We start from the raw sequence: 26,014 nt of genomic DNA, 5'->3' as shown, positions 1-26,014 counted from the left end.
GCGCCAGCTGATATCTGAGACAAGGCCCCGACCGCTGCTGCGCCGGGGCCATTTACACACAGGGAGCACACTTTGAATTACCACTGGAACTGGGGAATCTTTTTGCAGCAGGTCTCCTCCAGCGACGAAACATTCCTGCAGTGGATGTTGATCGGCCTGGGCTGGACTGTTGCCGTATCGCTGACCGCCTGGGTCATCGCCCTGGTCATGGGCAGCATCATGGGGACGCTACGCACCGTCCCGGACCGTCGCCTGGTCCTGATTGGCACCGCTTGGGTGGAGACCTTCCGAAACGTCCCCATTTTGGTGCAACTTTTCGTCTGGTTCTTCGTCTTGCCCGAATTCCTGCCCCAGGATCTGGCGATGTGGGTCAAGCAAGACATGCCGTTCAAGGAATTCCTGACCGCCTCGATTGCACTGGGCCTGTTCACCTCGGCACGTGTTGCCGAACAGGTGCGCGCCGGCATCCAGAGCCTCTCGCGCGGGCAGCGTAACGCCGGTCTGGCACTGGGTTTCACCCTGCCGCAGACCTTCCGCTACGTCATCCTGCCGATGGCCTTCCGCATCATCATTCCGCCGCTGACCTCCGAATTCATGAATACCTTCAAGAATTCCTCGGTCGCCTTCGCCATTGGCGTCTGGGACCTGACCTTCGTCTCTCGCCAGATGGTCGAGGAAACCGGTGGTCAAGTGATTGAAACCCTGGCCGCAGCGACCTTGCTGTACTTCATCTGCGCCATGGCAGCCAATCGCCTGATGCGTTTCATTGAAAGCCGCACGCGAGTGCCTGGCCTGATCATTGCCCACTGAGCCAAGGAACCTCGCACCATGCATCAGTTCGACTTCAGTGTCATTCCACAGAGCCTGCCCTTCATCTGGCAAGGCTTTCTGTTCAGCTTAACCCTCACCCTCACCGCCATGATCGGTGGCATCGGGCTCGGTACCCTGCTGGCGCTCGCGCGCCTGTCGGGCGGCAAGTTCCTGTCGCGGGCAGCCGCGATCTATGTCGATACCCTGCGCTCGATCCCGCTGCTGATGGTGATCCTGTGGTGCTTCCTGCTCATCCCGATCATTTTCGGTGTGCGCATGGGCGCCGAGAAATCGGCGATGATCACCTTCACGCTGTTCGAAGCGGCGTTCTACTGTGAAATCATCCGCGCCGGCATCCAGAGCATTCCGAAGGGGCAGATCAATGCCGGCTATGCGCTGGGCATGGATTACCGCACGGTGATGGGCAACGTGATCCTGCCGCAGGCCTTCCGCAACATGTTGCCGATCCTGCTCACGCAGACCATTGTGCTGTTTCAGGACACCTCGCTGGTCTATGCCATCGGCGCCTCTGACCTGCTGCACGCGGCGGAAGTCACCGGCAAGACCTTCAACCGTCCTGTCGAGATGTACGCCTTTGCGGCCATCGTTTATTTCATCATCTGCTTTTCGCTATCGACCATCGTCAAGCGCCTGCAGAAGCGTATTGCAATCATCCGCTAATCAGCACTGGATATCCCCATGATCGAAATCAAAGACGTCTCCAAGTGGTATGGAAAATTCCAGGTCCTCACCGACTGCACGACGCAAATCAGCAAGGGTGAAGTTGTCGTCGTCTGCGGCCCCTCGGGCTCAGGCAAATCCACCCTGATCAAGACCGTCAACGGCCTGGAGCCGATTCAAAAAGGCAAGATCCTGGTGCGCGGCACCAGCGTGCATGACCCCAAGACCAACCTGCCGCAACTGCGCGCGCATGTCGGCATGGTGTTCCAGCATTTCGAGCTGTTCCCGCACATGAGCATCATCGACAATCTGTGCATCGCACAGATGAAGGTGCTGGCGCGCGGCCGCGAAGAATCGGCCGACAAGGGCCTCAAGCTGCTCGATCGCGTCGGCCTCAAGGCACACGCCAACAAGTACCCGGGCGAGCTCTCCGGCGGTCAGCAACAACGCGTGGCGATTGCCCGTGCGCTGTCGATGGATCCGATCTGCATGCTGTTCGACGAGCCGACTTCAGCACTCGACCCCGAGATGATCAACGAAGTGCTCGATGTCATGGTCGAGCTGGCCCAGGAAGGCATGACCATGATGGTGGTGACCCACGAAATGGGCTTTGCGCGCAAGGTGGCCCATCGCGTGGTGTTCATGGATCAGGGCAAGATCGTTGAAGATGCAGCCAAGGACGACTTCTTCGGCAAGCCGCACTCGGAACGTGCGCAGCAGTTCCTCTCCAAGATCCTGCAACACTGAGTCTTGTCAGGCAGCGGCCGTCGCGCCGCTGAACTCCTCGAAGGCGGCCAGGGCATTGGCCGAGTACATGAGCGACGGACCGCCACCCATGTACACGGCCATGCCCAGGGTCTCTTCCAGCTCCGCACGGCTGACGCCCAGGCGCACCAGCGCCTGCGTGTGAAAGCCGATGCAGCCATCACAGCGCGCCGCCACCCCGAGCGCGAGCGCGATCAGCTCCTTGCTCTTCTTGTCCAGCGCGCCTTCCGCACTGGCGGCCTTACCCAATTCCTGAAACGCCTTCATCACCGCCGGCGTGTCATTGCGCAGCGGTGTCAGATTGCGACTGATCGATTGCGTCAGCTCGCGATAACTCGTATTCGTACTCATGTTCATACTCCGGAAAGTTTGCGCTTACTTGCGCGCGCAGCTACTCAAACCAAACGGCAGATAGGCCGGACAGAAGCGGAACACGCCGGTCGCAACCAGCACCAGACCCAGCCAGCCCCAGGCGCCGATAAGCCCCGACAGCGCGCCTGCAATCAACAAAGCACCCACGACGATGCGCAAGATGCGATCAATACCACCGACATTGCTTTTCATGATTCACTCCTCGAACAAGAAACTCACAACACATTGAGCGGCAGGCGCAGATAAGCCACGCCGTTGTCATCGGCAGGCGGCCAGGCGCCAGCACGGATATTCACTTGCACCGCAGGCAGGATCAGCTCCGGCACCTCCAGCGTGGCGTCGCGTGCTTCGCGCATGGCCACGAACTGCGCTTCCGTAACGCCGTCGTGCACATGGATGTTGTGCAGGCGCTGCGCGGCGACACTGCTCTGCCAGGCCGCAGAGCGCCCGGCGGGCGGATAGTCGTGGCACATGAACATGCGCGTGGTGAGTGGCAGCGCTAGCAAAGAGCGGATCGAGCGGAACAGCGCATGGGCATCGCCGCCGGGAAAATCGCAGCGCGCGGTGCCCAGGTCGGGCATGAACAAGGTATCGCCCACAAACAAGGCGTCGCCGATCAGGTAGGCCATGTCAGCCGGCGTATGGCCAGGCACCCACAGCGCGCGTGCAGACAGCGCGCCGATAGCGAACTCTTCTCCGTCGGCAAACAAGCGGTCGAACTGCGAGCCATCGACCGCAAAAGCCGGCTCCAGATTGAACAAGGCTTTGAACACGGTCTGCACACGATGGATGTGTTCACCAATGGCGATCTGCCCGCCCAGCTGCTGCTTGAGATACTGCGCGGCAGAGAGATGATCGGCATGCGCATGGGTCTCGATAATCCAATCCAGCTGCAGCGCCTGAGCACGCACGAAGCCAATGATGCGCTCGGCCTGTCGGGTGCTGCTGCGACCGGACTTGACATCAAAATCCAATACCGGATCGATGATTGCCGCATGACCGCCGGGCGCATCGAAAACCACATAACTGACGGTTCCGGTCAGGGCATCGTAGAAAGCTTCGACTTGTGGTTTCATGGTTCGGGCCTCAAAAACACTTTATTGATTTACATACTATCATCGTATAAACTATTTTCAAGTAGATTGATCAAGCAAACACCATGAATCCAGTCAGCCTCGACATGCAACAGATGCGCACGGCCGCCGACCTGGCCAGCAACACGCTGCGTGTGCTCGCCAATACCGACCGCTTGCTGCTGATGTGCCAACTCAGCCAGGGCGAAAAATCGGTGGGCGAGCTTGAAGAACTGCTCGACATCCGCCAGCCCACCCTTTCCCAGCAACTGGGCGTGCTGCGCACGGAAGGCCTGGTCAACACCCGGCGCGATGGCAAGCGCATCTTCTATTCGGTCGCTGATCAACGCGTGCTGCAAATCCTCGCCACGCTCTACCAGCTGTACTGCCCTGCTCCCGGAGCCTGAATATGTTGATCGACACCCATGCCTTTACGCCCTGGAGTGCGCTAGCCGGCGGTGCGCTGATCGGCGCAGCAGCCGCCCTGCTGGTGCTCGGCAGCGGCCGCATCGCTGGCATCAGCGGCATCCTCGGCGGCCTGCTGCGCAGGCGCGAAGGCGATCTGTGGTGGCGCATCGCCTTCCTCGCCGGCCTGCTGCTGGCACCTAACCTGTATGGACTTTTCCTGCAGCCGCCAGCGAGCCGTCTCGACACCGACGCAGCGCTGATCGTGCTCGCCGGTCTGCTGGTCGGCATCGGTACGCGCTACGGCGCAGGCTGCACCAGTGGTCACGGCGTCTGTGGTCTGGCCCGCCTGTCACCACGTTCGCTGGCGGCCACACTGAGCTTCATGGCGGCGGGCTTTGCTGCGACGTATGTCCTGCGTCATCTCATCGGAGTCTGAACCATGCCCACGACCATAGCCTTCCTGTCGGGCCTGCTCTTCTCTTGCGGGCTGATCCTCTCGGGCATGAGCGATCCGGCCAAGGTGCTCGCCTTTCTGGACCTGGCCGGCGCCTGGGATCCCTCGCTGGCCTTTGTCATGCTCGGCGCCATTCTGGTCGCCGCACCAGCCTTCGCGCTGGCGCGCAAGCGGGGGCGCAGCTTTGATCAGCAGCCGATCAATCTGCCGCCCACACGTAACATCGATGCCCGCCTGATCGGTGGCTGCCTGCTGTTCGGCATCGGCTGGGGTATTGCCGGCATCTGTCCGGGGCCGGCCCTGGTCCTCGTCGGGCTTGGCAATGCAAAGGGAATCCTCTTCGCGCTGAGCATGCTGGCCGGCATGCTGATCTTTGAATATCTGGAACGCCGCACGCGGCAGACGACATGCTGACAGCCCTGCTGCTTGGACTGCTGATCGGCACCGTGATGGGCATCACCGGTGCGGGCGGCGGCGTGCTGGCCGTGCCAGCACTCGTCACCGGCCTAGGCTGGAGCATGCAGCAAGCCGCGCCGGTGGCCTTGATTGCCATGGTCGGCTCGGCGGGTGCAGGCGCAATCGAAGGCCTGCTGCACCGCCTGGTGCGCTACCGCGCGGCCATCCTGATCGCCCTGATCAGCCTGCCCTTCACCAGCCTTGGCATACTTGCCGCGCATGCGCTGCCGCAAGTCGTGCTGATGCGCATCTTTGTGTTGATCATGCTGATCAGTGCGATTCGCAGCTTGCGCAATACCAATCGCATAGACCAAACCATCGACACCAGCAGCACACTGTGTGCGCTGGGTCCTATCGACAGCAACACTGGGCGTTTCATCTGGAGTATCCGCACGGCATCTGTGCTGGCCAGCATCGGTAGCATAGCCGGCTTCATGGCGGGTTTACTCGGAGTAGGTGGCGGTTTCGTCATCGTGCCCATGCTGCGCCGTTTCACCCAGCTCTCCATTCACAGCGCGGTTGCGACAGCCTTACTGATCATTGCCCTGGTCAGCGCAGGCGGCGTCGCCAGCAACCTCGCCCACGGAGTCGAACTCCCGCTGCAGATCACGGCCACATTCGCGGCAGCCTCCATCGGCGGCATGCTGATCAGCCGTCGCTTCGCACACCGGCTCTCAGCCGCACAAGTACAGCGCGCATTCGCACTGCTGCTGATCGTGGTGGCCATCGGCCTGGGCTGGCAATCGTTCACCCGCGCCTAGCCATCAACCATTCACTCAGCATTTATTTGAAAATCCATATTGCAAAAACAAACAAATGACTTAGGCATTTGTTGACTTCATTTGCAACATTGTTGCAGTTAGATGTCAAAAATATTTAACGCACGAGGACTAAGCTGCGCGCACACCAAACCATTCCCGAAGGTTCAGATTCATGCGCACAACTTCATCCCTGCTGCTTCTGCTGGCTGCGGCTTCGCTGCCCGCCGCAGCGCAGACGATTTATCCGCTCAACCGTGCCGACATCCTGGCCGGCGCTCCTTTTGATTTCAAGGTCGAATTCCCGGGCCTCGTCGATCAAGCCAAACTCAAGCTCACCATCAATGGCGAGGACTACAGCAAGCTGCTGGGCAAGCAGGCACAGCTGATCCCGCGTGAGAACGACAAAGACGCCTCCAGCCTGATCCTGCGCGATGTCAGCATCAGCAAACCCGGTAACTACACGGTCAGCGCCAGCGATGGCAGCAATACCAAGACCGTGAGCTGGAACGTCTACGGCACGCCGGCCAAGCCGGCAGCCAAAAACGTGATTCTCTTCATCGGTGACGGCATGTCGATTGCGCAACGCACGGCAGCTCGCATCCTCTCCAAGGGCATCGAGGAAGGCAAGTACAAGGGCAAGCTGGCCATGGATGACATGCCTTACATGGCCCTGCTGTCGACCGCCGGCACCGATTCGATCGTCACGGACTCGGCCAACTCGGCCAGCGCCTACACCACCGGACACAAGAGCTGCGTCAATGCGCTGGGCGTGTATTGCTCGCGCGCTGCAAAGTCGCTGGAGCATCCGAAAGTCGCCACGATTACGGAAGTGGCCAAGAAGAAAGGTCTTGCCGTCGGTGCAGTGACCAACTCCGAAATCGAAGATGCCACGCCGGCCGCAATGGTCGCCCATACGCGTCGTCGCAGCGACTACAACGACATCGTCAAGATGTTCTACGACAGCGGTATCGATGTGATCATGGGTGGCGGCTCGCCGAACTTCTTGCCCAAGAGCACGCCGGGTTCGAAGCGCAATGACGACGTCGATTACATCGACGCCTTCAGCAAGGCCGGCTATGCCTTCGCCAAGACCAAGACCGAGATGCTTGCTGCAGCCGACAACAGCAAGACGACCAAGCTGCTGGGCCTCTATAACACCGGCAACATCGACGGCGCGCTGGACTTGAAGTTCCTCAAGAAAGGCTCGGTCAGCAAGTTCCCTGACCAGCCCGATGTCGTCGAGCAGATGAAGGCGGCCATCAAGGTGCTCTCGCGCAACAAGAACGGCTTTGTACTGCTGGTCGAATCGGCGCGGATCGACAAGTACGCTCACTCGCTCGACGCCGAGCGCTCGATCTACGACACCATCATGCTCGACAATGCCGTGCAAGCGGCCAAGGACTGGGCCAAGGCCAATGGCGATAACACCCTGATCCTCGTCACGGCCGATCACACGCATGGCGTGACCCTGCTCGGCACGGTCGACGACAACGCGCCCGGCACCGACATGCAGGAGAAGATCGGTACCTATGAGGACGCAGGCTTCCCCAACTATGGCGCACCGAATGCCGAGGGCTATCCGGAGAAGGTCGATGTCTCCAAGCGCCTGCGCTTTACCTTCGCTGCGACGCCGGACCACTACGACACCTTCCGTCCGCACCTCGAAGGCGAATTCGTGCCGGCGATCAAGGACAAGGAAGGCAAAGTCGTCGCCAATCCCGCCTACAAGGATGAGCCGGGCGCCGTATTCCGTCCGGGTAATCTGCCGCGCACCGGCCCGCGTGCCGCAACGCAAGGCGTGCATTCCGGCGACGACGTCCTGCTGACGGCCAGCGGTCCTGGCGCCAATGCCGTGCATGGTCAGATGAACAACAACGAACTGTTCCGCATCATGGCTGAAGCACTGGCCCTGGGGCCGACCACACAGGCCAAGAAAGCTGCCAAGAAATAATGTCGCGCGCAGCAACAGAAAGTGGTTTGCAACACGCTCGGTCCGGCGGCGCCAGTCGCCGGACTTTTTTTCGCACCAGCCTGGGCTTGCTGAGTCTCAGCGCCTTGCCGTCACTCGCCGTTGCAGCGGAAAAGCTCAGCTTCGATACGCTCTACAAGAGCAGTGGCGTGCTCGGCATCCAGTACAGCGAGCGTGCCCTGGGCTTGCGTGGCAAACCCATTGTCATTCGTGGCTTCATGGCCCCGCCGCTCAAACCGGAGAGCAAGTTCTTCGTACTCACCCGTGAGCCTGTTTCCGTCTGCCCGTTCTGCGCATCGGACGCCGAATGGCCGGTCGACATCATCGTGGTCTATCTGCAAGGCACGCTCGCGCCGGTCGATTTCACGCAGCGCCTGCAGGTTGAAGGACGCCTCGAAATCGGTTCGTGGACTGACCCGCAAACTGGCTTTGTCAGCCAGGTTCGCCTGCGCGAATCCACCGTAAGCAAAATCTGATCATGCTGTTACGCCTTGATGATCTGCACATGCGCTTTGCCGGGCAAAGCAGCGCGCTGTTCCACATCGACAGTTTGCAGCTTGCCGCCGGCAGCAGCCTGGGCATTCGTGGCGCCTCGGGCGCTGGCAAGACCACGCTATTCCATTGCCTGGCCGGTCTCGAACGCGCGAGCCAGGGCAGCATCCGCTGGCATGGGCAGGACATCCTGAAACTGCCTGATGCAGCGCTGGACGCCTGGCGGCAACGCCAGCTCGGCCTGATTTTCCAGGACTTCCACCTCATCGACGGACTCTCGGCGCTCGACAACGTGCTGCTGCCCGCTCACTTCGACGCCTGGCGCGCCAGCAGCGAACTGCGTCAGCGCGCCCGCGAACTGCTCGAACAGGTTGGCTTGCGCACCCACACGCGTCTTGCCGCCCTGCTCTCGCGCGGCGAACGTCAGCGCGTCGCGATTGCGCGCGCCCTGCTGTTCAAACCGGCCATCGTGATGGCCGACGAACCGACCGCCAGTCTGGACCCCGAGCATCGCCAGATCATCGGCGATCTGCTGATCGAACGCGTGCGCGCCGAGGGCGCCGCACTGATCGTCATCTCGCACGAAACCGAATTGCTGGCCCGCATGGATCGCCGCTGTCTGCTGCAGCACGGTCAGCTCATGGAAGAATGAAGATGTTCAATCCGCTGCCCATCATCATCGCCGACTACCGCCGCAATCGCCTGATGGTTGTCGTCACCCTGCTGCTGGTCGCCATTTCAGTGGCCACTGGCATCACCGTCATCTCGCAAGAGCGCGCCCTGCGCCAGGGCAGCGCACGCGCTGCCGACGACTTCGATCTGCTGCTCGGCAGTCCGGGCAGCCCGACCCAGCTGGTGCTGACCGCCATCTACCTCAAACCGCAGGCGATTCCCCTGCTCAGCGGCGACGTGCTCGATCGCGCCAGTACCGCACGTGGCGTGCGCTATGCCGCACCGATTGCCTTCGGTGATCGCTGGCAGGGCTATCCCATCGTCGGCACGATTGCCAATTTCGCGCTGCGCGGCGGCCAGCTGCAGCCCGCTGAGGGGCGCGTGTTCCAGCAGCGCGGCGAGGCCATCATTGGCGCCGCCGTCAAACTGCCGCTGGGTGCCCAGATCACGCCGCAACATGGCATGCATGAAGAGGATGACGATGATGAAGGCGATGCCCATCATCACGCCGATGCCGCGCACCAGGCCCTGCACTATCGCATCGTCGGCCGTCTGCCCGCACGGCACAATATCTGGGACAGCGCGATTTTGGTGCCGGTCGAGGATGTCTGGGCCGTGCACGGCCTGCCCACCGGTCACGCGCCCGATGCCGCGCCGCATCTGGGTCCGCCCTGGGATGCGCAATATCTGCCCGGCATGCCGGCCATCGCCATCAAACCCGATTCCATCGCCGCCGCTTACGGCCTGCGCACACAGTTTCGCAATGCTCAGAGTCAGGCCTTGTTTCCGGCCGAAGTGCTCAACGATCTCTACCTCACCTTGGGCAATGTGCGCGACCTGATGGCCCTGCTCGCGCTGAGCACCCAGGTGCTGGTCGTGGTGGCCGTGCTGATGGCGCTGCTGGTCGGCTTTCTCGCCCGACGCCGCCAATACGCCGTGCTGCGCGCCATTGGCGCCAGCCGTGCCTATGTGTTCTGCACGGTGTGGGCGGAGGTGAGCTTGCTGATTCTAGGCGGCGCGCTGAGCGGCCTGCTGCTGGGCTGGTGCGGCTCGCTGCTGCTGGCGCGCTGGCTGGCGACGCGCACCGGCTTTGCGATGCCAGTCAGTCTGGGGATGGCGGAATGGCTGCTGCTGGGCGGTCTGGTACTGGCCGGCGCGCTGATCGCCATGCTGCCGGCCTGGCTCACCTTCCGGCAGCCGATTGCCGCAGGCCTGAGCAGCTGATCAGGCCTGCACGCCGCGCTTACCAGCGGCGATGATGGTGATAGGGGCCAGCGCCACCCCAGCCCCAGCCGTAGCCGATTCCAACCGTCACCGGCGGGTAGTAGACCGGCGCCGGTCGATAGACCACCACCTGACGGGGTTCTTCGATGATGGTGCTGGTCACCACCGTACGCATCGGCTCGACCGTGGTGTTCGACGCGCCCTCGGCCGAGACACGGATCGGCACCCACTCGCCCGGGTCATTGGGCAGGCGCGTGGTGTAGCGCTGGCCGGCGTATTCGTAGGTCACGTCATAGCCGATGACGCGCTGCTGCGAGCTCATCGTGGTGCTGCAGCGACGCACGGTCTGGCTGACGGTGTCCGTGTTCTGGCGCTCCAAGTTATCGCCCACTGCAGCGCCGACGAGGGTACCCACTGCCGTCGCTGCGAACTGGCCACCGCCGCGCCCAACCGTATTGCCGAGCAGGCCGCCGGCAATGGCGCCGATCAGCGCGCCACCGCCCTGCGAGCGCGGCTGCTGAACCAGCACTTCCTCGTAGTGGCAGTTCTGCGAAGGGGACTGCACTTCCTGCAGCACCTGCACACTGGAAATCACATGACCGTATTCAGCCGACCAGGCCTGGCTGGCCGCCATGGCCAGGGCCGCGAGGGTGAATGTCTTGAGTAACGGAGCTTTCATGTCTGCCTCACTTGGAACATGGACTCGTCCATCACGCGCGAGTCCTTACGCTTATTCTGTGCACTCAACGCAGCAAACGCCAGCAGGCTTACATTCACTTTCAAAAACCTCGCCAGCGCCTTACAACTGCTCGGCTTTGAAGGTATTGCACTGCCCCAGTTCCCCCGACTGCAGACCACGCTGCAGCCAGCGTGTGCGCTGTGCCGAGCTGCCGTGGGTGAAGCTGTCCGGCACCACGCGCCCTTGTGCAGCCTGCTGCAGGGCATCGTCACCAATGGCGGTAGCGGCGCGCATGGCTTCCTCGACATCGCCGGCTTCAAGCATGTGACGCTCTTTGTTGGCGTGATGGGCCCAGACGCCGGCAAAGCAGTCGGCCTGCAATTCCAGCCGCACGGACAGCGCATTGGCCTGCGCCTTGCTGCTCGCGCGCTGCTGCGCTTGATGGACGCGATCCGAGATGCCCAGCAGATTTTGCAGATGGTGGCCGACTTCGTGGGCGATCACATAAGCCTGGGCGAAGTCCCCCGGCGCGTGAAAACGCCGCTTCATCTCATCGTAAAAGGCCAGATCGATATACACCTTCTGATCGGCCGGACAATAAAACGGCCCCATTGCCGTCTGACCCGTCCCGCAAGCGGTACGCGTGGCGCCACGGAACAGTACCAAGCGCGGATTGACGTAAGGCTTGCCGGTCTGCGCCGGCAGCTGCTCGGCCCAGGTTTTTTCGAGGTCGCGCAACACCACCTTGACCAGATGCACCGACTGCTTCTCCTCGGCGCTCTCCTGCACCGGCCCGGCGGCCTGCTGCAGCGCCTGACCATCCTGCAGCATGCGGCTGCCGTTGATCACGATCGACGGATCGATACCGAAATACCAGGCGGCCAGCGCCAGTACCACGGTGCCCACGCCAATGCCGCCGCTGATGGGCAAGCCGCCGCCACTACCACGGCGATCCTCGATATTGCTGCTCTCGCTGTCGTCGTCAAAACGCATCCCGCACTCCCGGCTAATTCATGGCGCGATTGTGCCTGATGGCAGCACGCGCGCTAAGGCCCGCCGCCGCTGGCGGCACAGGACGTCGCATTCCGCACACAGCAAGCCGGAGACGTGCACAAATGCGAACTATTCTCGTTGACAACGCTGTTACAAATGGGAACAATTCGCAATAACAGTCTTGCAATGCAGCAAAGCAGCACATCAGAAAACAACGGTCCCAGGGAGAGATCTTCATGAGAAAGTATCCAGCAGAAATCCTCAACAACGCGCCATCACGATTGCTGATGGCTATTGCCGCCACAGTGGCCACCACACATCCGGCTGCCGCAGCCGATGCCCCTGCCGCACCGAAAGCGGCACAGAGCGCGCCGGCCGCCGAGCCGAGCCTGGCACCTGTCGTGGTCAAGGGGCAGCGTGAGAACGGCAAGCCGGAAACCGGTTACAAGGCCGAAACGACCAAGATCGGCAAGCTCGATCAGGCCCCCAAGGACATCCCGCAGTCGATCACCATCGTCACCAGCAGGCTGATCGAAGACCGCAAGCAAGACAGCCTCAAAGCTGCGCTCGCCAACGTCTCGGGCCTCACCTTCAATGCCGGTGAAGGCGGCCGTATCGGCGACAACATCAATCTGCGCGGCTATGTCGCCTACGGCGACCTGTACCAGGACGGCATGCGCGACATCGCCCAGTACAACCGCGAAGTGTTCAATCTGGACAGCGTGGAAGTGCTGCGTGGCGCCGCCTCGATGCTGTTCGGCCGTGGCTCGACCGGCGGCGTGATCAACCAGACCAGCAAGGTGCCCTACCTCGCCGACGAGAACACCGTCTCGGCCACCATCGGCAACCACGACTATCTGCGCACCACGGCAGATCTGAACAAGGTGATCGGCGAAACCACCGCGATCCGCCTGAACACCATGACCACCAAATCGGCCGGCGACCCAGAAGGCGCCGATACCAAGCGCTACGGCTTTGCGCCGACCCTGCGCACCGGCATCGGTACCAACAACGAGTTCCAGATCGGCTACTACCACCTCAACTACGACGATACGCCTTACTACGGCTACGCCTGGGCGGGCGGTCGTCCGGTCGACAGCACCGCCGGCAAATACTACGGCACCGACAACAACTTCCAGCGCGACTCGGCCGACGTGGTCACCGCCAGCTACACCCACCGCTTCGACAACAAGACCAAGGTCACCAGCACCCTGCGCTACGGCGAATACAAGCGCGACCTGTGGGCCACCGCACCGCGCCTGTCCGGCAGCGCGGCGGTGACCGACAGCACCGTCTTCACGCGCCAGAACCAGCGTCGTGGCGGTGAAGAGAAACACATCTTCAGCCAGACTGACCTGACCTCGCGCTTTGAATTCCTGGGCATGAAGCACGAAGCCCTGGCCGGTATCGAACTGGCGCATGAAAACTCGGAGCGCTGGAGTTACGCCAACACCCCGGCACAAGCCTCCGGCGTCACTGGCGATCCGCTCGCCACGGCCAACCAGCGCCTGGCCCCCACCGGCATGCGCAGTGGTTTGAGCTATTTCACCTCGACCGACTACGGCCTCTACACGCAGGACATCATCGAATTCCTGCCCAAGTGGAAGCTGCTTGCCGGCGCACGCTGGGACCGCTTCTACGGCAACTACGTCGGCACCTCGGGCAGTACATCGGCGACCTATGACCGCAAAGACTACCTGTGGAGCTACCGTGCCGGCCTGATCCGCGAGCTGACGCCGAACATCAATACCTACCTCTCCTACGGCACCTCGTTCAACACCTCGGGCGACCTCTACCAGTACGACAGTTCCTCGTCCAAGACACCGCCTGAAGAGAGCCGCAACATCGAGCTGGGTGCCAAGGCAGAGCTGCTCGATGGCGATGTCTCGGTGCGTGCAGCGCTGTTCCGTACGCAGAAGTTCAACGAACGCAGCACCGATACCGATACGGCCTCCGGCGCCTTCCTGCTCTCCGGCGCGCGCCACACCGACGGTTGGGAAATCGAGGTCACCGGCAAGATCACCGAGAAGTGGGAGACCTTCTTCAACTTCGCCCACATGTGGTCGAACATCGACAAGGCCGGCTCCTCGGCAGCATCCTCCGCGACCGTGGGGCGTCCGGCCGCCAACACGCCGACCAATAGTGCCAGCTGGTGGAATACCTACCGCATCCTGCCAGACTGGACCATCGGCGCCGGCGCCGATGGTGTCAGCAAGCGCAACCCCTCGCACAACTCCAGCAACTGGGCACCGGGTTACGTGAAATATGACGCCATGCTGCGCTACGACCAGGACAAGTACACGGTGAGTCTGAACGTCAACAACATCTTCAACAAGGTGTATTGGCTGTCGGTTTACAATGGCCACATTTCAGCCGGGCCCCTGCGTACCGTCCTGCTCACTACGGAATATCGTTTCTGACCCATCTGCGCCACGGCCTGCGCAAGCGGGCAGTGGCGCGGCAGCACACCCAAGGGAAATACAGGCAATGCTGATCCAGGCAACCGAAGTCCTTAGCGCTGAAGAACTGGCGCGTCTGCAACAACTGCTCAAGCAGGCCGACTGGGCCGATGGCAAGATCACCGCCGGCAGCCAGTCGGCCAAGGTCAAGTACAATCGGCAGTTGCCCGAATCAGCGCCTGAGATCAAGCTGGCGCGCGCCATTGTGCACACCGCCTTGTCGCGCCACGGCCTGTTCTTCTCGGCAGCCTTGCCGCGCGAAATCTACCCGCCGCTGTTCAATGCCTACTCGGGTGGCGAGTACTTCGGCAAGCACGTCGACAACGCCGTGCGCCTGTTGCCCGAAGGTGGGCGCCACCTGCGTACCGATGTCTCGGCGACGCTGTTCCTCGCCGAACCGGAGAGTTACGACGGCGGCGAACTGGTGATCGAAGACACCTACGGCGAGCACCGCGTCAAGCTCAAGGCCGGCGATATGGTGGTCTATCCCTCGACCAGCCTGCACCGCGTCGAGCCGGTCACACGTGGCGAACGCGTCGCCTGCTTCATGTGGATGCAGAGCATGGTGCGCGACGATGGCAAACGCCGCCTGCTGTTCGAGTTGGACATGGCCATCGCCAGCCTGCGCAACCGCCTCGGCGACTGCGAAGAAACCATTTCCCTCACCGGGAACTATCACAACCTGCTGCGTCAATGGAGCGAATTATGAGTCTGCGCAGCCCACTCGCCGGCAACGGTCAGCCGCTGGCACAACGCAGTGCCGTCGGTGTTGCGGTGATGGGCCTTCATGTACTGGCCGCCGCGGGTCTGGCGACCATGGTGATCCGCAGCAGCGAACCGGAAGAACTCCCGGTGCTGAGCGTGAGCTGGATCCCCACCCAGGCCCCGAAGGACACCCCCACCCCGCCACAACCCAAACAAGCACCCAGCAAGGTCACGCCGCGCCCAACCGAAACACGCACCCAGGCACCCACGCCAACGGCCACACCGCTGATCCAGGCCGAAGCCACCGCGCCCGCGGCCACCGAAGCGCCGCGCCAGGTCGCGCCGACGCCGGTGGCTGCAGCCGCCGAAGCGCCGCCCGCACCGCGCCCGGCACCGCCAGCCCCGGCCGCCCCGAGCGAGCTCAATCGCAGCGTCGATTGCACCGCCAGCCCGGAACCGATTTACCCCGCCACAGCGATGCGCCTGGGCGAAGAAGGCCAGGTCATGCTGCGCCTGCAGGTGGATGAGCAAGGCCACCCGACGCGCGTCGAAGTGCAGACCGGCAGCGGCAGCAGCCGCCTCGACCGTGCCGCCCGCGAAGGCGTGCGCAACTGGGTCTGCCCGCTGCGCCAGGGGCGTCAGAACACCGGTGGCTGGTTCACCGTACCGATCATTTTCAAGCTTTGAAGGAGTTAGTCCCATGCCCGCCGAACACTCTCTTGGTTTCACCCACTTCCTCGCCCAGGCTGATGGCCTCGGCAAAACCCTGCTGGTCGTCCTGATCCTGATGTCGATGGCCTCCTGGTACTTCATCCTCACCAAGGCCATCACCGGTCTGCGCCAGCGCCGCGCCAGCCAGCGCTTTGTCGAAAAGTTCTGGGACGCCAGCAGCCTTGACGCCGTCAAGAACGAGATCAATACCCACGGCGCCCACGAGCCTTTTGCACACCTGACCAGCCATGCTCTGTTCGCCGCCGAACACCATGGCAAGACCGGTGGCGGCAAGATCGGCGAGGGCGGCACCCTGGCCGAGTTCCTCACGCGCAGCATGCGCAAGACCATCGACGAAGAAACCGCACAGCTCGAAAACGGCCTCACCTTCCTCGCCACGGTCGGCGCCACCGCGCCGTTCGTGGGCCTGCTCGGTACGGTGTGGGGCGTTTATGGCGCGCTGGTCGGCATCGGCATGTCGGGCGCCGGCACCCTGGACCGCGTCGCCGGCCCGGTCGGTGAAGCGCTGATCATGACCGGCCTGGGTCTGGCCGTCGCCCTGCCCGCGGTGGTCGCCTACAACTTCTTCACACGCGCCAACCGCCTCACCCTGGCCAGCCTGGACGCCTTTGCGCACGACCTGTTCGCCTATCTCACCACCGGCAGCCAGGTGAAGCAGAACAGCAATAGCCTGCATGTGCTGCAAGGAGCGGCGTGATGGCTTTCGGCGCATTCAACAAGGGCTCGGCCAGCGCGCCGATGGCCGAGATCAACATGGTGCCGCTGATCGACGTGATGCTGGTGCTGCTGGTGATCTTCATCCTTACCGCGCCACTGCTGACCAATGCGGTGAAGATCGACCTGCCCAAGGCATCGAGCAGCGAGAACGTCAGCAAGGCGCGCAAGATCGACATCGCCATCGACGCTGATGGCACGCTGTTCTGGGACGGTGAGGCGATCAGCGAAACCGGCCTCGAAGAGCGCTTCAAGGCCGCCGCGCGTGGCGCCGATGGCCAGCTGATCAGCGACCCGGCGCAGCAACCGGAAATCCACCTGCGCGCCGATCACCTGACCGCCTACGAAGTGCTGGCCCGCGTGATGGCTGCCAGCGCACGTGCCGGCTTGACCAAACTCGCCTTCGTCAGCACGCCGCCCTGATGCACCCCTAAAGTTGCCCCGGCCAGCGCCGTTGAATTCGCAGGGCCTCGCATAAAGGAGGCAGGCCCGCTCCTCGCCAACGTCTGGCGAGGAGAGCTTTCAGTAGGTGCGGCCATGATCAAAATTAAAATCCAGTTACTTGCATTACTGGGCCTGCTGACCACACTGGCCGTCTGCGCGGTCGGCCTGTTCGGTCTGCAGAATGTAGGAACACGCGTCAAGGATGTCACCGGCAATACGCTGCCGGCGCTATCGGCCATCGCCGACATCCGCGCCGGCTACCTGACCATGCATGCCACGGCCTACGAGCTGCTCACCAACAAGGATGAGGCGCATGCCAAGGAACTGGCCGACACCATGCAGGCGCTGCGCGACAAGCTCATCGACCGCATCAATTTCTACGCCGAACGCACCCAGGATGCCGCCGAGAAGGATCTGCTGACGCAAACCACGCGCGGCATTGCTTCCTACGTATCGGCGATGCAGCAAGTCTCCGGCCTCACCAAGGCGGGTGAAGCCGAAATGGCTGCCGCCGCGATGAGCAACCGCGTGCTGCCACTGCACAAGTCACTCGCCGAAGGGCTGGATCATCTGGTCGTGCTCAAGGGCACCCAGGCCACCGCAATTGCCGAGCGGGCGGATGACAGCCAGGCCTCGACCATGCGCCTGATGATCATCGCCGCCATTGCCGGCGCCGTGCTGATGGTCATCGTCGGCTTGCTGCTGGCGCGCTCGATCACCCGTTCGCTGAGCGTGATGCAGCAAGCCATTTCGCACACCGCCAGCGAGCTGGACTTCACCCAGCGCATCAAGGTCGAATCGCGTGACGAAGTCGGCCTCACGCTGAACGCCTACAACCAGCTGCTCGACAAGCTCTGCCAGAGCTTTGCCAATGTGCAGCGCAGCGCCTCGCAAGTGCTGCAGGTGGCGGCCGATACCGACAAGTCCTCCAAGCTGATCACGCAGAATTCGCGTGCCCAGAGCGAAGCGTCCAATGCCGTCGCGCAGGCGGTCGAGCAGATGGCCGGCGCCATCGCCCAGGCCGAGAGCAATGCGCAGGAAGCCTGCCTGCACACCGAACAATCGAGCACCCAGGCGCGCGCCAGCGCCCAGGTGGTGATGGACACCGTGCACGGCATCGAGAGCATCGCTAGCTCGGTGCTGGCCGCCTCGGAGAAAATCAGCGCGGTGCGTGGCCATACCGATGAAATCTCGCGGGTGGCCAACATCATCGGCGAGATTGCCGACCAGACCAATCTGCTGGCCCTCAATGCCGCCATCGAGGCTGCACGGGCCGGCGAACAGGGGCGCGGCTTCGCCGTCGTCGCCGACGAAGTACGCAAGCTTGCCGAGCGCACCGGTAATTCGACCAAGGACATCAGCCACCTGATCGAGCGTGTGCAGGGCGGCACGCGGGACGCTGTGGCGAGCATGGAAGCGGCCGTCAGCGAAGTGCATGCCGGCGTGGCCAGTGGCAAGCGGGCCGGCGAATCGATTGCCGATATCGAGGCCGGCACCACCCGCGTGGTGGCCGAGGTAGATGAAATCACCTCCGCCATCCACGAGCAAAGCCGCATGAGCCAGACCATCACGCAGCAGGTCGAGCGCATTGTCAGCGTCACCGAGCACAACAAAGAGCAGGCCGAAGCCGCCACCCAGTCGGTCGAACGCCTGCTGCAGATCAGCGCCGAAATCAACGCCGCGCTGGCCGCCTACAAGGTCTGAGAAGCGGTTCACGATCTGTAGCGAGAGGCCGTCAGCGGGCTCAGTTGGCAAATGCGGAGCAGCACAGGAACCGGAGTTTAGGTTGATCAATGAGGATTCCGAGCAGCGCATGAGCCCCGATCACGGCCTCGCAGTAAGATCATGAACAGCTGCTGAGCGCGCACAGCTGAGCGCCGCACACCCGTCCGCACAGGACAGCGCCGGCGCCAGCCGTTAAACTGGCGGCCATCGAAACCGCTGGATCCGCGCACATGAGCTTCATTTCAGACCTCCAGACCGCCTGGGCACATAACAACTCCCTGCTCTGCGTAGGCCTCGACCCCGATCTGTCGAAATTCCCGGCGCACCTGCAAGGCAAGCCGGACGCCATCTACGCGTTCTGCACCGCCATCGTCGATGCCACGGCCGATCTGGCCTGCGCCTTCAAGCCGCAGATCGCCTACTTCGCCGGTGAGTCCGCCGAAGCCCAGCTCGAAGCGCTGATCGACTACATCCACCTCAATCATCCGCAGATCCCGGTGATCCTCGACGCCAAGCGCGGCGACATCGGCGCCACCGCCGCGCAATACGCCCGCGAAGCCTTTGTGCGCTACCAGGCCGACGCGCTGACGGTCAGCCCCTACATGGGCATCGACTCGGTCGAGCCCTATCTGGAATACCCCGAGTGCGGCCTCATCGTGCTCTGCCGCACCTCCAACCCCGGCGGCTCGGATCTGCAGAACCTGCAGATTGAAGGCGGCAAGCGCCTCTACCAGCATGTCGCGCAGCTGGTCGCCGAGAAGTGGAACCGCCACGGCCAGGCCGCCCTGGTCGTCGGCGCCACCTTCCCCGCCGAACTGGCCGATGTGCGCAGCCGCGTCGGCGATCTGCCCCTGCTGGTGCCCGGCATCGGCGCCCAGGGCGGCGATGTCGAAGCAACGGTGAAGGCCGGCAAGACGGCAGCCGGCAACGGACTGATGATCAGCTCCTCGCGCGCCATCCTCTACGCCAGCCAGGGCGAAGACTTCGCCGAGGCCGCGCGCGCCGTGGCGCTGGCCACGCGCGACCAGATCAACCAGTACCGCTGAACGAGGGCGCCGCCGCTCATCCGGCATGGCGGTGCCTAACGTTTATTTACGTGGCATCCGCCTAGAATTGACTGAAGCGTTCATCAAGCATGAATGATTCCCGAAACCACGAAGAGAGTCCGCTATGAGCCTGCAAGATGATCTGAATCAAATCCAGGCGCGCCGCCTCACGCTGGAACGCCTCAGCGGTCTAGGCGCCTCGCTGCTGCTCGGTTCCTGCGGCGGCGGTGGCGAAGGAAGCAGCACCACGGTTCCCAGTTTTTCGAACAGTTCGAGCTCGTCGAGCAGTTCATCCAGCAGCAGTTCCAGCAGCAGCGCTTCGTCCAGCAGTGCAGCCAGCAGCAGCTCAAGCAGCAGTACTGGCAGCACCAGCTGCTCAGTGATCCCCGAAGAAACCGCCGGCCCCTACCCTGGCGATGGTTCGAATAGCAACAGCAATGGCGTCGTCAATGTGCTGAGCCTGTCCGGCATCGTGCGCAGCGATATCCGCAGCAGCATTGCTGGCGCCAGCGGCGTGGCCAGCGGCGTGCCCTTGACCATGACGCTGCAACTGCAGAACACCTCATCGAGTTGCACCGCGCTGTCCGGCTATGCGGTGTATCTCTGGCACTGCAATGCGGCGGGGCTCTACTCGCTGTATTCGACCGCCATCATCAACGAAAACTACCTGCGCGGCGTGCAGGTCACGGACAGCTCGGGCCGCGTCAGCTTCACCACCATCGTTCCCGGCTGCTACAGCGGACGCATGCCGCACATCCATTTCGAGATCTACCGCAGCCTCGCCAGCGCAAGCTCGGCGAGCAACAAGATCAAGACCTCGCAGCTGACTTTCCCGCTAGCCATGTGCAACAGCGTTTACGCGCTCAGCGCATACAGCGGCAGCGCCAGCAATCTGGCAGCCATCAGCTATGCCACTGACAATGTTTTCAGCGATGGCTACTCGCTGCAGATGGCCAGCGTCTCCGGCGACGTGAGCAACGGCTACACGGCAAGCCTCGCCGTCGGCATCACGCCCTGATCCGCCCATTCAAGCAATCCTGACGGCGGCGCCAGACTTGCCTATCATCCGGGGCTGAGCCACTCGCCCCGCCCGCCATGTCCTTCACCTCACTGGGGCTCTCCCCCGCCTTGCAACAGGCCCTGCACGCGCAGGGTCTGGACACGCCGACCGCCATCCAGCACGCCGCCATCCCCGCCGTACTGCGCGGCGAAGACCTGCTCGGCGCGGCACCCACCGGCTCGGGCAAGACCCTCGCCTTCGCTCTGCCCGTCTTGCAACTGCTCGCCGAGCGCCCGCGCAAGGGCCGCTTCCACGCCGCCCGCCCGCTGCGTGCGCTGATCCTCTCGCCCAGCCGCGAGCTGGCCCAGCAGACCGATGAGCGCCTGCGCAGCCTCGCCCGCAGCCTGGCTACGCCGCCCAAAGCCCTGCTGGCCTTCGGTGGCGTGTCGATCAACCCGCAGCTGATGGCCTTGCGCGGCGGTGCCGACATCCTCATCGCCACGCCCGGCCGCCTGCTCGACCTCGTCGATCACAATGCGCTGTCGCTAGCCAGCGTCGAGATCCTGGTGCTGGACGAAGCCGACCGCCTGCTCGATGCCGGCTTCGCCGCAGAGCTGCAGCAGATCCTCGCCCTGCTCCCCGCCAAACGACAGAACCTGCTGTTCTCCGCCACCCTGCCGGCCGATGTGCGCAGCCTCGCCGATGGCCTGCTGCAGACGCCGACGCGCATCGAGATCACGGTGGACAAGCCCGACATCCTGCAGCACGCCGTGTGCGTCGACAGCCAGCGGCGCACCGCCTTGCTGCAACAACTGGTGCGCGAAGACGGCTGGAGCCGCGTGCTGGTCTTCGTCGCCACCCAATACGCCTGCGAGCTGGTCGCCGACAAGCTGGCGCGCCGTGGCATCCGCGCCGCGCCCCTGCACGGCAAGATGAGCCAGGGCGCGCGCAGCGACACCCTCGCCGCCTTCAAGGCCGAGGCGCTGCACGTGCTGGTCGCCACCGATCTTGCCGCACGCGGGCTGGACATCGCCCGCCTGCCGGTGGTGATCAACTACGACCTGCCACGCGCCCCCGCCGACTATGCACATCGCATCGGCCGCTGCGGACGTGCCGGCGAACCGGGTCTGGCGATCAGCTTCATCACCGCCGACAGCGAAGCCCACTTCCGCCTGATCGAAAAACGCCTCGGCTTCCGCCTGGAACGCGAAATCGTCGCCGGCTTTGAACCGACCGAAGCCCACAGCAGCAGCCCCAGCGACCCTGCCGGCGGCATCAAGGGCAAACGCAAGAGCAAGAAAGACAAGCTGCGCGAAGCCGCCGCAGCGGCCCAGGCCACAGTTCAGCCAGACGAGCAAGCCTGAGCAAACGGTGTTTCTCCCAGGAGAGCACAAGAAAATCATGCACACTCAGGCACTTCTGATCCGCACGCGAGTTGCCCATGTCCGTCCCGCGCCGCACCGTACTCCAGACCCTGTTGCTGGGCAGCCTGCAATTGAGCGGCTGCGCCTCGCCGCCTGCGGCGACGGCCAACAAGCAAGCCGTGAAGACATCGGCCAGCCTGCCCGATCACCCGCGCCTGATCGCCGGCCAGGCGGATTGGCAGATGCTGGCTGCACGCCGTGGCACGGATGCGGATCTCAATCGCCTCATCGAGCTATTACTGGAGCGCGCGCGCAACGACCTTAAACGCGAGCCGGTGGAGCGCAAGCTGATCGGGCGGCGCCTGCTCGATGTGTCACGCGAGTTCATTCGCCGCAGCCTGCTGTGGAGCTTTGCTTACCGCATCACCGGCGAGTCAGTGTTCCTCGACCGCGCGCGGCGCGAGATGCTGGCCGTGGCGGCGTTCTCCGACTGGCATCCCGAGCATTACCTCGATGTTGCCGAGATGACGGCGGGCATGGCGATCAGCTATGACTGGCTGTATCACGATCTGCCGGCAGATGAGCGCGCCACCCTGCGCCGCGCCATCGTCGACAAGGGCATCGCCCAGGCACGCAAAGGGCACAAGACTTTCTCGATGGACAACAACTGGGGGCAAGTGTGTATCGGTGGCATGGTGCTGGGCGCGCTGGCGGTCGAGGAAGACGAGCCGGCGCTCTGCGCCGACCTGCTCGCCGCGGCGCGCAGCAAGGCCTTCATCGCGCTCGACGCCTACAAGCCGGATGGCGTCTATCCCGAAGGCCCGAGCTACTGGAGCTATGGCACCAGCTACGAAACCCTGCTCGTCGCCAGCTTGCGCAGCGCGCTGCAGACCGATTGGGGGCTGCTCGATGCGCCGGGCTTGAAGCGCAGCGCCGAGTTTTACGCCCAGGCGGTCGGCCCGACCGGCAAGCAATTCAATTTTGCTGACAGCGGCGAATACCAGGAACTCGCGCCGCCGCTGTTCTACCTCGCCCGCGAACTGCAGCAGCCGACCCTGGTTGATGCCAAGCGCATGATGATCCGCAACAAGCAGGGACTCAGCGAGCGCTTCGCGCCGCTGGCGGCGCTGTGGTGGCCCGATACGCGCCAGACGAAGCCAGCAGCGCTGCATTTCAGCGGCCAGGGGCCGCAGCCGGTAGCGATCTGGCGCTCGGCCTGGAACGACCCGAACGCGCTGTACTTCGCCATCAAGGGCGGCGGCGCAGCACACAACCATGCGCATATGGATGGCGGCAGCTTCGTGCTCGAACTGGACGGCGTGCGCTGGGCCAAAGACCTCGGCATGCAGGACTACAACAGTCTGGAGGCGCGCGGCATCGATCTGTGGAACATGAAACAGGCTTCGCCGCGCTGGCAGGTTTTCCGCATCGGCAATGCCGCGCACAACACCCTGAGCGTCGGCGACAGCCTGCACAATGCAAGCGGCATGGCCCGCATGATCAAGGCCGATGCGCAGGGCGCCCTGTTCGACCTCAGCCCGATCTTCCTGCCCGGCCAGCTGCGCACGGCAAGCCGCGCAGTGCGCATCGAGGGCGAGCGCGTGGAACTCAGCGACCAGATCAGCGGCGCCGTCGCTGGGCAGCTGATCCACTGGCGCATGAGCACCGAAGCGGAGATCCGCATCGACGGCCAGCACGTCGTGCTGAGCCTGGCCGGCAAGCAGCTGCAGCTGCGCTTTAGCGGCACGCCGCTCAGGCTGAGCGTGCTCGACATCTCCGCACCACGCGCCGATTTCGACCTGCCCAATCCCAAGCAGCGCCAGCTGCTCGCCAGCGCGCCGGTTGCCGCCGATGGCAGCTGGCAACTCCAGGTGCGTTTCTCGCGAGATTAGTTGGCGGAGTCTGGCGTAGCCAGTTGCGCGTCCCTGCGTGCAAATAGTTGCTATACGCAATCGTTGCGTATAACATCAAACCCATCCCGCACTTTCTGCCCGCTTCTCAATGCCCGCTTCTGCCGACACCGACGTCCTCCGCGACGCGATGCGTCTGTTCATCACCGCGCAGCGCAAATACCTGCACGACGGCGGTACGCCGCCGCAGGGGCGCATGCTGGTGACCTTGCTGCGGCGGGGCACGGTGACCCAGGCCGAATTCGGCCGCTGCCTGGGGCTGGAGAAGAGCTGGGTCAGCCGCTCGGTCGACAAGCTGGTGCAGCAGGGCTGGGTGCTGCGCAACACGCTGGAGAGCGACCGCCGCAGCGTGCAATTGCAGCTCACCGAGGCCGGCAAGCTTGCCGCCCGCGAGGTCGAGGCGCGCATGAACGCCCATGCCCATGGCGTGCTGCAAACCCTGCCCGAAGACTCGCGCGAGCGCCTCATCGCCGCGCTGCGCGAATTGCGCGACGCCTTGCAAGAACAGGCCGACAACACCTGAACATCCGGAAGCACCCAACATGAACGCAGCCGCAGCACCGCGCAGTTTTTCCGCCTCACTCTCGGCCATGATCGGCATCTGTCTGGTGATCATGCTGATCGCCCTCGACAGCACCGTGGTCGGCACCGCCATGCCGCGCATCATCGCCGAGCTGCAAGGCTACGAGCTCTACACCTGGACCGCCTCGGCCTACCTGCTGACCAATGCGGTGATGATTCCGATCATGGGCCGCCTGGGCGACCTCTACGGCCGCAAGCCCTTCGTCATCGGCTCGATCCTGCTATTCACCCTGGCCTCAGCGCTTTGTGGGCTCTCGCAGAGCATGTTGCAGCTGGTGCTGGCCCGTGGCCTGCAAGGCATTGGCGGCGGCATGCTGACCGGGGTGGCCTTCGCCTCGGTCAGCGATCTGTTCCCCGACCGTATCCAGCGCGTGCGCTGGCAAGCCATGCTGTCGGCAACCTTCGGCATTTCCACCGCCATCGGTCCCTCGCTGGGCGGCTGGCTGACCGAGCATGCCGGCTGGCGCAGCGTGTTCTACGTCAATCTCCCGGTGGCCTTGCTGGCCCTGCCGGTGATTGCGCGCTACCTGCCGCACATCATGCATCACAAGGGCAGTGATAAATCCATCGACTGGCTTGGCGCACTCTTGCTGGCCGCCAGCATCAGCTGTTTGTTGCTGGCCACCGAACACGGCCAGATGCACGGTTTCCTGCAGCTGCAGTTCATCGGTCTGGCGCTCGCCGCACTGGCCGGCGGTGCACTGTTCATCTGGCACCAGCAGCACTCACGGGCGCCAATCATCCCGGCGCGGCTGTTCGCCAATCGCGCGGTGCGCCAGCTCACCGCTCTCGGCGCGCTGACCGGCCTGGTGATGTTTGTGTTGATCTATTACTCGCCGCTGCTGCTGCAGGGCGGTTTCGACCTCTCGCCGAAGACCGCCGGCCTGCTGCTGACGCCGCTGCTGGTGCTGATCACCGTCGGCAGCATCATCAACGGCCGCCTGATCTCGCAGCTGCGCCGTCCTGAACGCCTGATCGCCTACGGCCAGATCGGCTTGCTCGCAGGCTGCCTGCTGCTGATCCAGATGCATGCCGACAGCCCGCAGTTCGTCGGCATGTTCGCCTTCGGGGTGTGCGGGCTGGCGCTGGGCTTCCAGCTACCCAATCTGACCTTGCAGATCCAGGCGGTGGTCGAACGCCGCGACATCGGCGTCGCTTCGGCGCTGATCCAGACCACGCGCATGCTCGGCAGCATGGTCGGCACCAGCCTGGCGGCGGTGATCGTCAACAGCAGCTATTCGCGCCACGTCAGCAGCCTGCTGGCCGCACATGATCTGCACGATGCCGCGCTCGACAAGCTGCTCGACACGCCGCAGATCCTGGTTCGCGTGCAGGATCAGGCGGCGCTGGCCGAGCTGGCAACGCGCCTGCACTTCGCCGCCCAGCCGCTACTCGACGAGATCCGCGTCGGCTTGATCAAGGGCGTGCACCACGTCTATCTGGGCTGCGCCGTCGTGGTCCTCTTCGCGGTCATGCTGGCGCTGAAGCTGCCGCACTACGACCCGCACCGCAGCGACAAGTAAG

At 63.5% G+C, this 26,014-nt stretch carries 29 protein-coding genes; 23 read left to right on the top strand and 6 right to left on the bottom strand.

Annotation, left to right across the window (positions count from 1 at the left end; genetic code table 11):
- Nucleotides 1-72 precede the first annotated feature (72 nt).
- Genes ABDB84_RS15250 through ABDB84_RS15240 form a run of 3 tightly spaced genes read left to right on the top strand, consistent with a single transcriptional unit; the run spans nt 73 to nt 2,238 of the window.
- A complete protein-coding gene (locus ABDB84_RS15250; protein ID WP_345920611.1) occupies nt 73-810 on the top strand; it encodes an amino acid ABC transporter permease in 738 nt (245 codons plus the stop codon).
- Between the two features lie 18 nt (nt 811-828).
- Entirely contained in the window at nt 829-1,491 is a 663-nt protein-coding gene (locus ABDB84_RS15245) for an amino acid ABC transporter permease (protein ID WP_345920610.1), read from the top strand.
- An 18-nt stretch (nt 1,492-1,509) separates the two neighbouring features.
- The gene (locus tag ABDB84_RS15240) at nt 1,510-2,238 is read left to right on the top strand and encodes an amino acid ABC transporter ATP-binding protein (RefSeq protein ID WP_345920609.1); all 729 of its coding nucleotides are present in this window, start codon (nt 1,510-1,512) and stop codon (nt 2,236-2,238) included.
- A 6-nt stretch (nt 2,239-2,244) separates the two neighbouring features.
- Here ABDB84_RS15240 and ABDB84_RS15235 read toward each other — a convergent pair whose 3' ends face one another.
- From ABDB84_RS15235 to ABDB84_RS15225, 3 genes are read right to left on the bottom strand one after another with little or no spacing between them, the layout of a single operon-like run.
- Nucleotides 2,245-2,607 (bottom strand): carboxymuconolactone decarboxylase family protein, encoded by a 363-nt coding sequence (locus tag ABDB84_RS15235; protein WP_345920608.1) that lies wholly within the window; start codon nt 2,605-2,607, stop codon nt 2,245-2,247.
- A 24-nt stretch (nt 2,608-2,631) separates the two neighbouring features.
- A complete protein-coding gene (locus tag ABDB84_RS15230; RefSeq protein WP_345920607.1) occupies nt 2,632-2,820 on the bottom strand; it encodes a YgaP family membrane protein in 189 nt (62 codons plus the stop codon).
- A gap of 23 nt (nt 2,821-2,843) precedes the next feature.
- A complete protein-coding gene (locus ABDB84_RS15225) occupies nt 2,844-3,704 on the bottom strand; it encodes an MBL fold metallo-hydrolase (protein WP_345920606.1) in 861 nt (286 codons plus the stop codon).
- A gap of 83 nt (nt 3,705-3,787) precedes the next feature.
- Between ABDB84_RS15225 and ABDB84_RS15220 the strand changes: the two genes are divergently transcribed.
- The 8 genes from ABDB84_RS15220 to ABDB84_RS15185 all read left to right on the top strand — a co-directional run bounded on the left by ABDB84_RS15220 (nt 3,788) and on the right by ABDB84_RS15185 (nt 10,137).
- Nucleotides 3,788-4,108, top strand: coding sequence for a metalloregulator ArsR/SmtB family transcription factor (locus ABDB84_RS15220; RefSeq protein ID WP_345920605.1), 321 nt, complete (start codon nt 3,788-3,790; stop codon nt 4,106-4,108).
- Nucleotides 4,109-4,110: 2 nt separating this feature from the next.
- On the top strand, nt 4,111-4,545 hold the full coding sequence (locus ABDB84_RS15215; protein ID WP_345920604.1) for a YeeE/YedE family protein: 435 nt from the start codon (nt 4,111-4,113) through the stop codon (nt 4,543-4,545).
- Between the two features lie 3 nt (nt 4,546-4,548).
- On the top strand, nt 4,549-4,977 hold the full coding sequence (locus tag ABDB84_RS15210; protein ID WP_345920603.1) for a DUF6691 family protein: 429 nt from the start codon (nt 4,549-4,551) through the stop codon (nt 4,975-4,977).
- Nucleotides 4,971-5,780: a sulfite exporter TauE/SafE family protein gene (locus ABDB84_RS15205; protein WP_345920602.1), complete on the top strand. Its 810-nt coding sequence runs from the start codon at nt 4,971-4,973 to the stop codon at nt 5,778-5,780. Before ABDB84_RS15210 ends, ABDB84_RS15205 begins: the two co-directional genes overlap by 7 nt.
- A 172-nt stretch (nt 5,781-5,952) precedes the next feature.
- The gene (locus ABDB84_RS15200; RefSeq protein ID WP_345920601.1) at nt 5,953-7,731 is read left to right on the top strand and encodes an alkaline phosphatase; all 1,779 of its coding nucleotides are present in this window, start codon (nt 5,953-5,955) and stop codon (nt 7,729-7,731) included.
- Between the two features lie 86 nt (nt 7,732-7,817).
- Entirely contained in the window at nt 7,818-8,225 is a 408-nt protein-coding gene (locus tag ABDB84_RS15195; RefSeq protein WP_345920600.1) for a hypothetical protein, read from the top strand.
- A 2-nt stretch (nt 8,226-8,227) separates the two neighbouring features.
- Nucleotides 8,228-8,893, top strand: a complete 666-nt coding sequence (locus ABDB84_RS15190) for an ABC transporter ATP-binding protein (RefSeq protein WP_345920599.1) — start codon at nt 8,228-8,230, stop codon at nt 8,891-8,893.
- 2 nt (nt 8,894-8,895) lie between these two features.
- Nucleotides 8,896-10,137: an FtsX-like permease family protein gene (locus ABDB84_RS15185; protein ID WP_345920598.1), complete on the top strand. Its 1,242-nt coding sequence runs from the start codon at nt 8,896-8,898 to the stop codon at nt 10,135-10,137.
- Nucleotides 10,138-10,156: 19 nt separating this feature from the next.
- On the opposite strand, the gene ABDB84_RS15180 is transcribed toward ABDB84_RS15185, so the two are convergent.
- Both ABDB84_RS15180 and ypfJ read right to left on the bottom strand, forming a co-directional pair.
- Nucleotides 10,157-10,816: a glycine zipper 2TM domain-containing protein gene (locus ABDB84_RS15180; protein WP_345920597.1), complete on the bottom strand. Its 660-nt coding sequence runs from the start codon at nt 10,814-10,816 to the stop codon at nt 10,157-10,159.
- A 120-nt stretch (nt 10,817-10,936) separates the two neighbouring features.
- Nucleotides 10,937-11,809: a KPN_02809 family neutral zinc metallopeptidase gene (gene ypfJ, locus ABDB84_RS15175; protein WP_345920596.1), complete on the bottom strand. Its 873-nt coding sequence runs from the start codon at nt 11,807-11,809 to the stop codon at nt 10,937-10,939.
- A gap of 236 nt (nt 11,810-12,045) precedes the next feature.
- Between ypfJ and ABDB84_RS15170 the strand changes: the two genes are divergently transcribed.
- The 7 genes from ABDB84_RS15170 (at nt 12,046) to pyrF (ending at nt 19,634) form a co-directional block, all read left to right on the top strand.
- The gene (locus ABDB84_RS15170) at nt 12,046-14,229 is read left to right on the top strand and encodes a TonB-dependent receptor (RefSeq protein WP_345920595.1); all 2,184 of its coding nucleotides are present in this window, start codon (nt 12,046-12,048) and stop codon (nt 14,227-14,229) included.
- Between the two features lie 67 nt (nt 14,230-14,296).
- Complete coding sequence (locus ABDB84_RS15165) at nt 14,297-14,977, top strand: Fe2+-dependent dioxygenase (protein WP_345920594.1); 681 nt, start codon at nt 14,297-14,299, stop codon at nt 14,975-14,977.
- A complete protein-coding gene (locus ABDB84_RS15160; protein ID WP_345920593.1) occupies nt 14,974-15,660 on the top strand; it encodes an energy transducer TonB in 687 nt (228 codons plus the stop codon). Before ABDB84_RS15165 ends, ABDB84_RS15160 begins: the two co-directional genes overlap by 4 nt.
- Before the next feature lie 13 nt (nt 15,661-15,673).
- Nucleotides 15,674-16,402, top strand: coding sequence for a MotA/TolQ/ExbB proton channel family protein (locus ABDB84_RS15155; RefSeq protein WP_345920592.1), 729 nt, complete (start codon nt 15,674-15,676; stop codon nt 16,400-16,402).
- On the top strand, nt 16,402-16,842 hold the full coding sequence (locus tag ABDB84_RS15150) for an ExbD/TolR family protein (RefSeq protein ID WP_345920591.1): 441 nt from the start codon (nt 16,402-16,404) through the stop codon (nt 16,840-16,842). Before ABDB84_RS15155 ends, ABDB84_RS15150 begins: the two co-directional genes overlap by 1 nt.
- Before the next feature lie 114 nt (nt 16,843-16,956).
- The gene (locus ABDB84_RS15145) at nt 16,957-18,567 is read left to right on the top strand and encodes a methyl-accepting chemotaxis protein (protein ID WP_345920590.1); all 1,611 of its coding nucleotides are present in this window, start codon (nt 16,957-16,959) and stop codon (nt 18,565-18,567) included.
- 251 nt (nt 18,568-18,818) lie between these two features.
- The gene (gene pyrF / locus ABDB84_RS15140) at nt 18,819-19,634 is read left to right on the top strand and encodes an orotidine-5'-phosphate decarboxylase (RefSeq protein WP_345920589.1); all 816 of its coding nucleotides are present in this window, start codon (nt 18,819-18,821) and stop codon (nt 19,632-19,634) included.
- Between the two features lie 147 nt (nt 19,635-19,781).
- Here the strand turns inward: pyrF and ABDB84_RS15135 are convergent, their stop codons facing one another.
- On the bottom strand, nt 19,782-20,003 hold the full coding sequence (locus tag ABDB84_RS15135) for a hypothetical protein (RefSeq protein WP_345920588.1): 222 nt from the start codon (nt 20,001-20,003) through the stop codon (nt 19,782-19,784).
- Between the two features lie 10 nt (nt 20,004-20,013).
- Between ABDB84_RS15135 and ABDB84_RS15130 the strand changes: the two genes are divergently transcribed.
- The 5 genes from ABDB84_RS15130 to ABDB84_RS15110 all read left to right on the top strand — a co-directional run bounded on the left by ABDB84_RS15130 (nt 20,014) and on the right by ABDB84_RS15110 (nt 26,013).
- Nucleotides 20,014-20,652, top strand: a complete 639-nt coding sequence (locus ABDB84_RS15130) for a dioxygenase family protein (protein ID WP_345920587.1) — start codon at nt 20,014-20,016, stop codon at nt 20,650-20,652.
- A gap of 77 nt (nt 20,653-20,729) precedes the next feature.
- Nucleotides 20,730-21,998 carry a DEAD/DEAH box helicase gene (locus tag ABDB84_RS15125; protein ID WP_345920586.1) on the top strand — a complete coding sequence of 423 codons (1,269 nt, stop codon included), beginning with the start codon at nt 20,730-20,732 and terminating at the stop codon, nt 21,996-21,998.
- A gap of 77 nt (nt 21,999-22,075) precedes the next feature.
- Nucleotides 22,076-23,890, top strand: a complete 1,815-nt coding sequence (locus ABDB84_RS15120; RefSeq protein WP_345920585.1) for a heparinase II/III domain-containing protein — start codon at nt 22,076-22,078, stop codon at nt 23,888-23,890.
- Between the two features lie 109 nt (nt 23,891-23,999).
- Nucleotides 24,000-24,431 (top strand): MarR family winged helix-turn-helix transcriptional regulator, encoded by a 432-nt coding sequence (locus tag ABDB84_RS15115; protein ID WP_345920584.1) that lies wholly within the window; start codon nt 24,000-24,002, stop codon nt 24,429-24,431.
- A 19-nt stretch (nt 24,432-24,450) separates the two neighbouring features.
- Nucleotides 24,451-26,013 (top strand): MDR family MFS transporter, encoded by a 1,563-nt coding sequence (locus ABDB84_RS15110; RefSeq protein WP_345920583.1) that lies wholly within the window; start codon nt 24,451-24,453, stop codon nt 26,011-26,013.
- Nucleotide 26,014: the final 1 nt, after the last annotated feature.

The organism is Uliginosibacterium sediminicola (genome assembly GCF_039631295.1).
Classification (GTDB): domain Bacteria; phylum Pseudomonadota; class Gammaproteobacteria; order Burkholderiales; family Rhodocyclaceae; genus Viridibacterium; species Viridibacterium sediminicola.
Note: the sequence above shows the minus strand (reverse complement) of the source record. Positions and strands in the feature narration are given on the sequence as shown.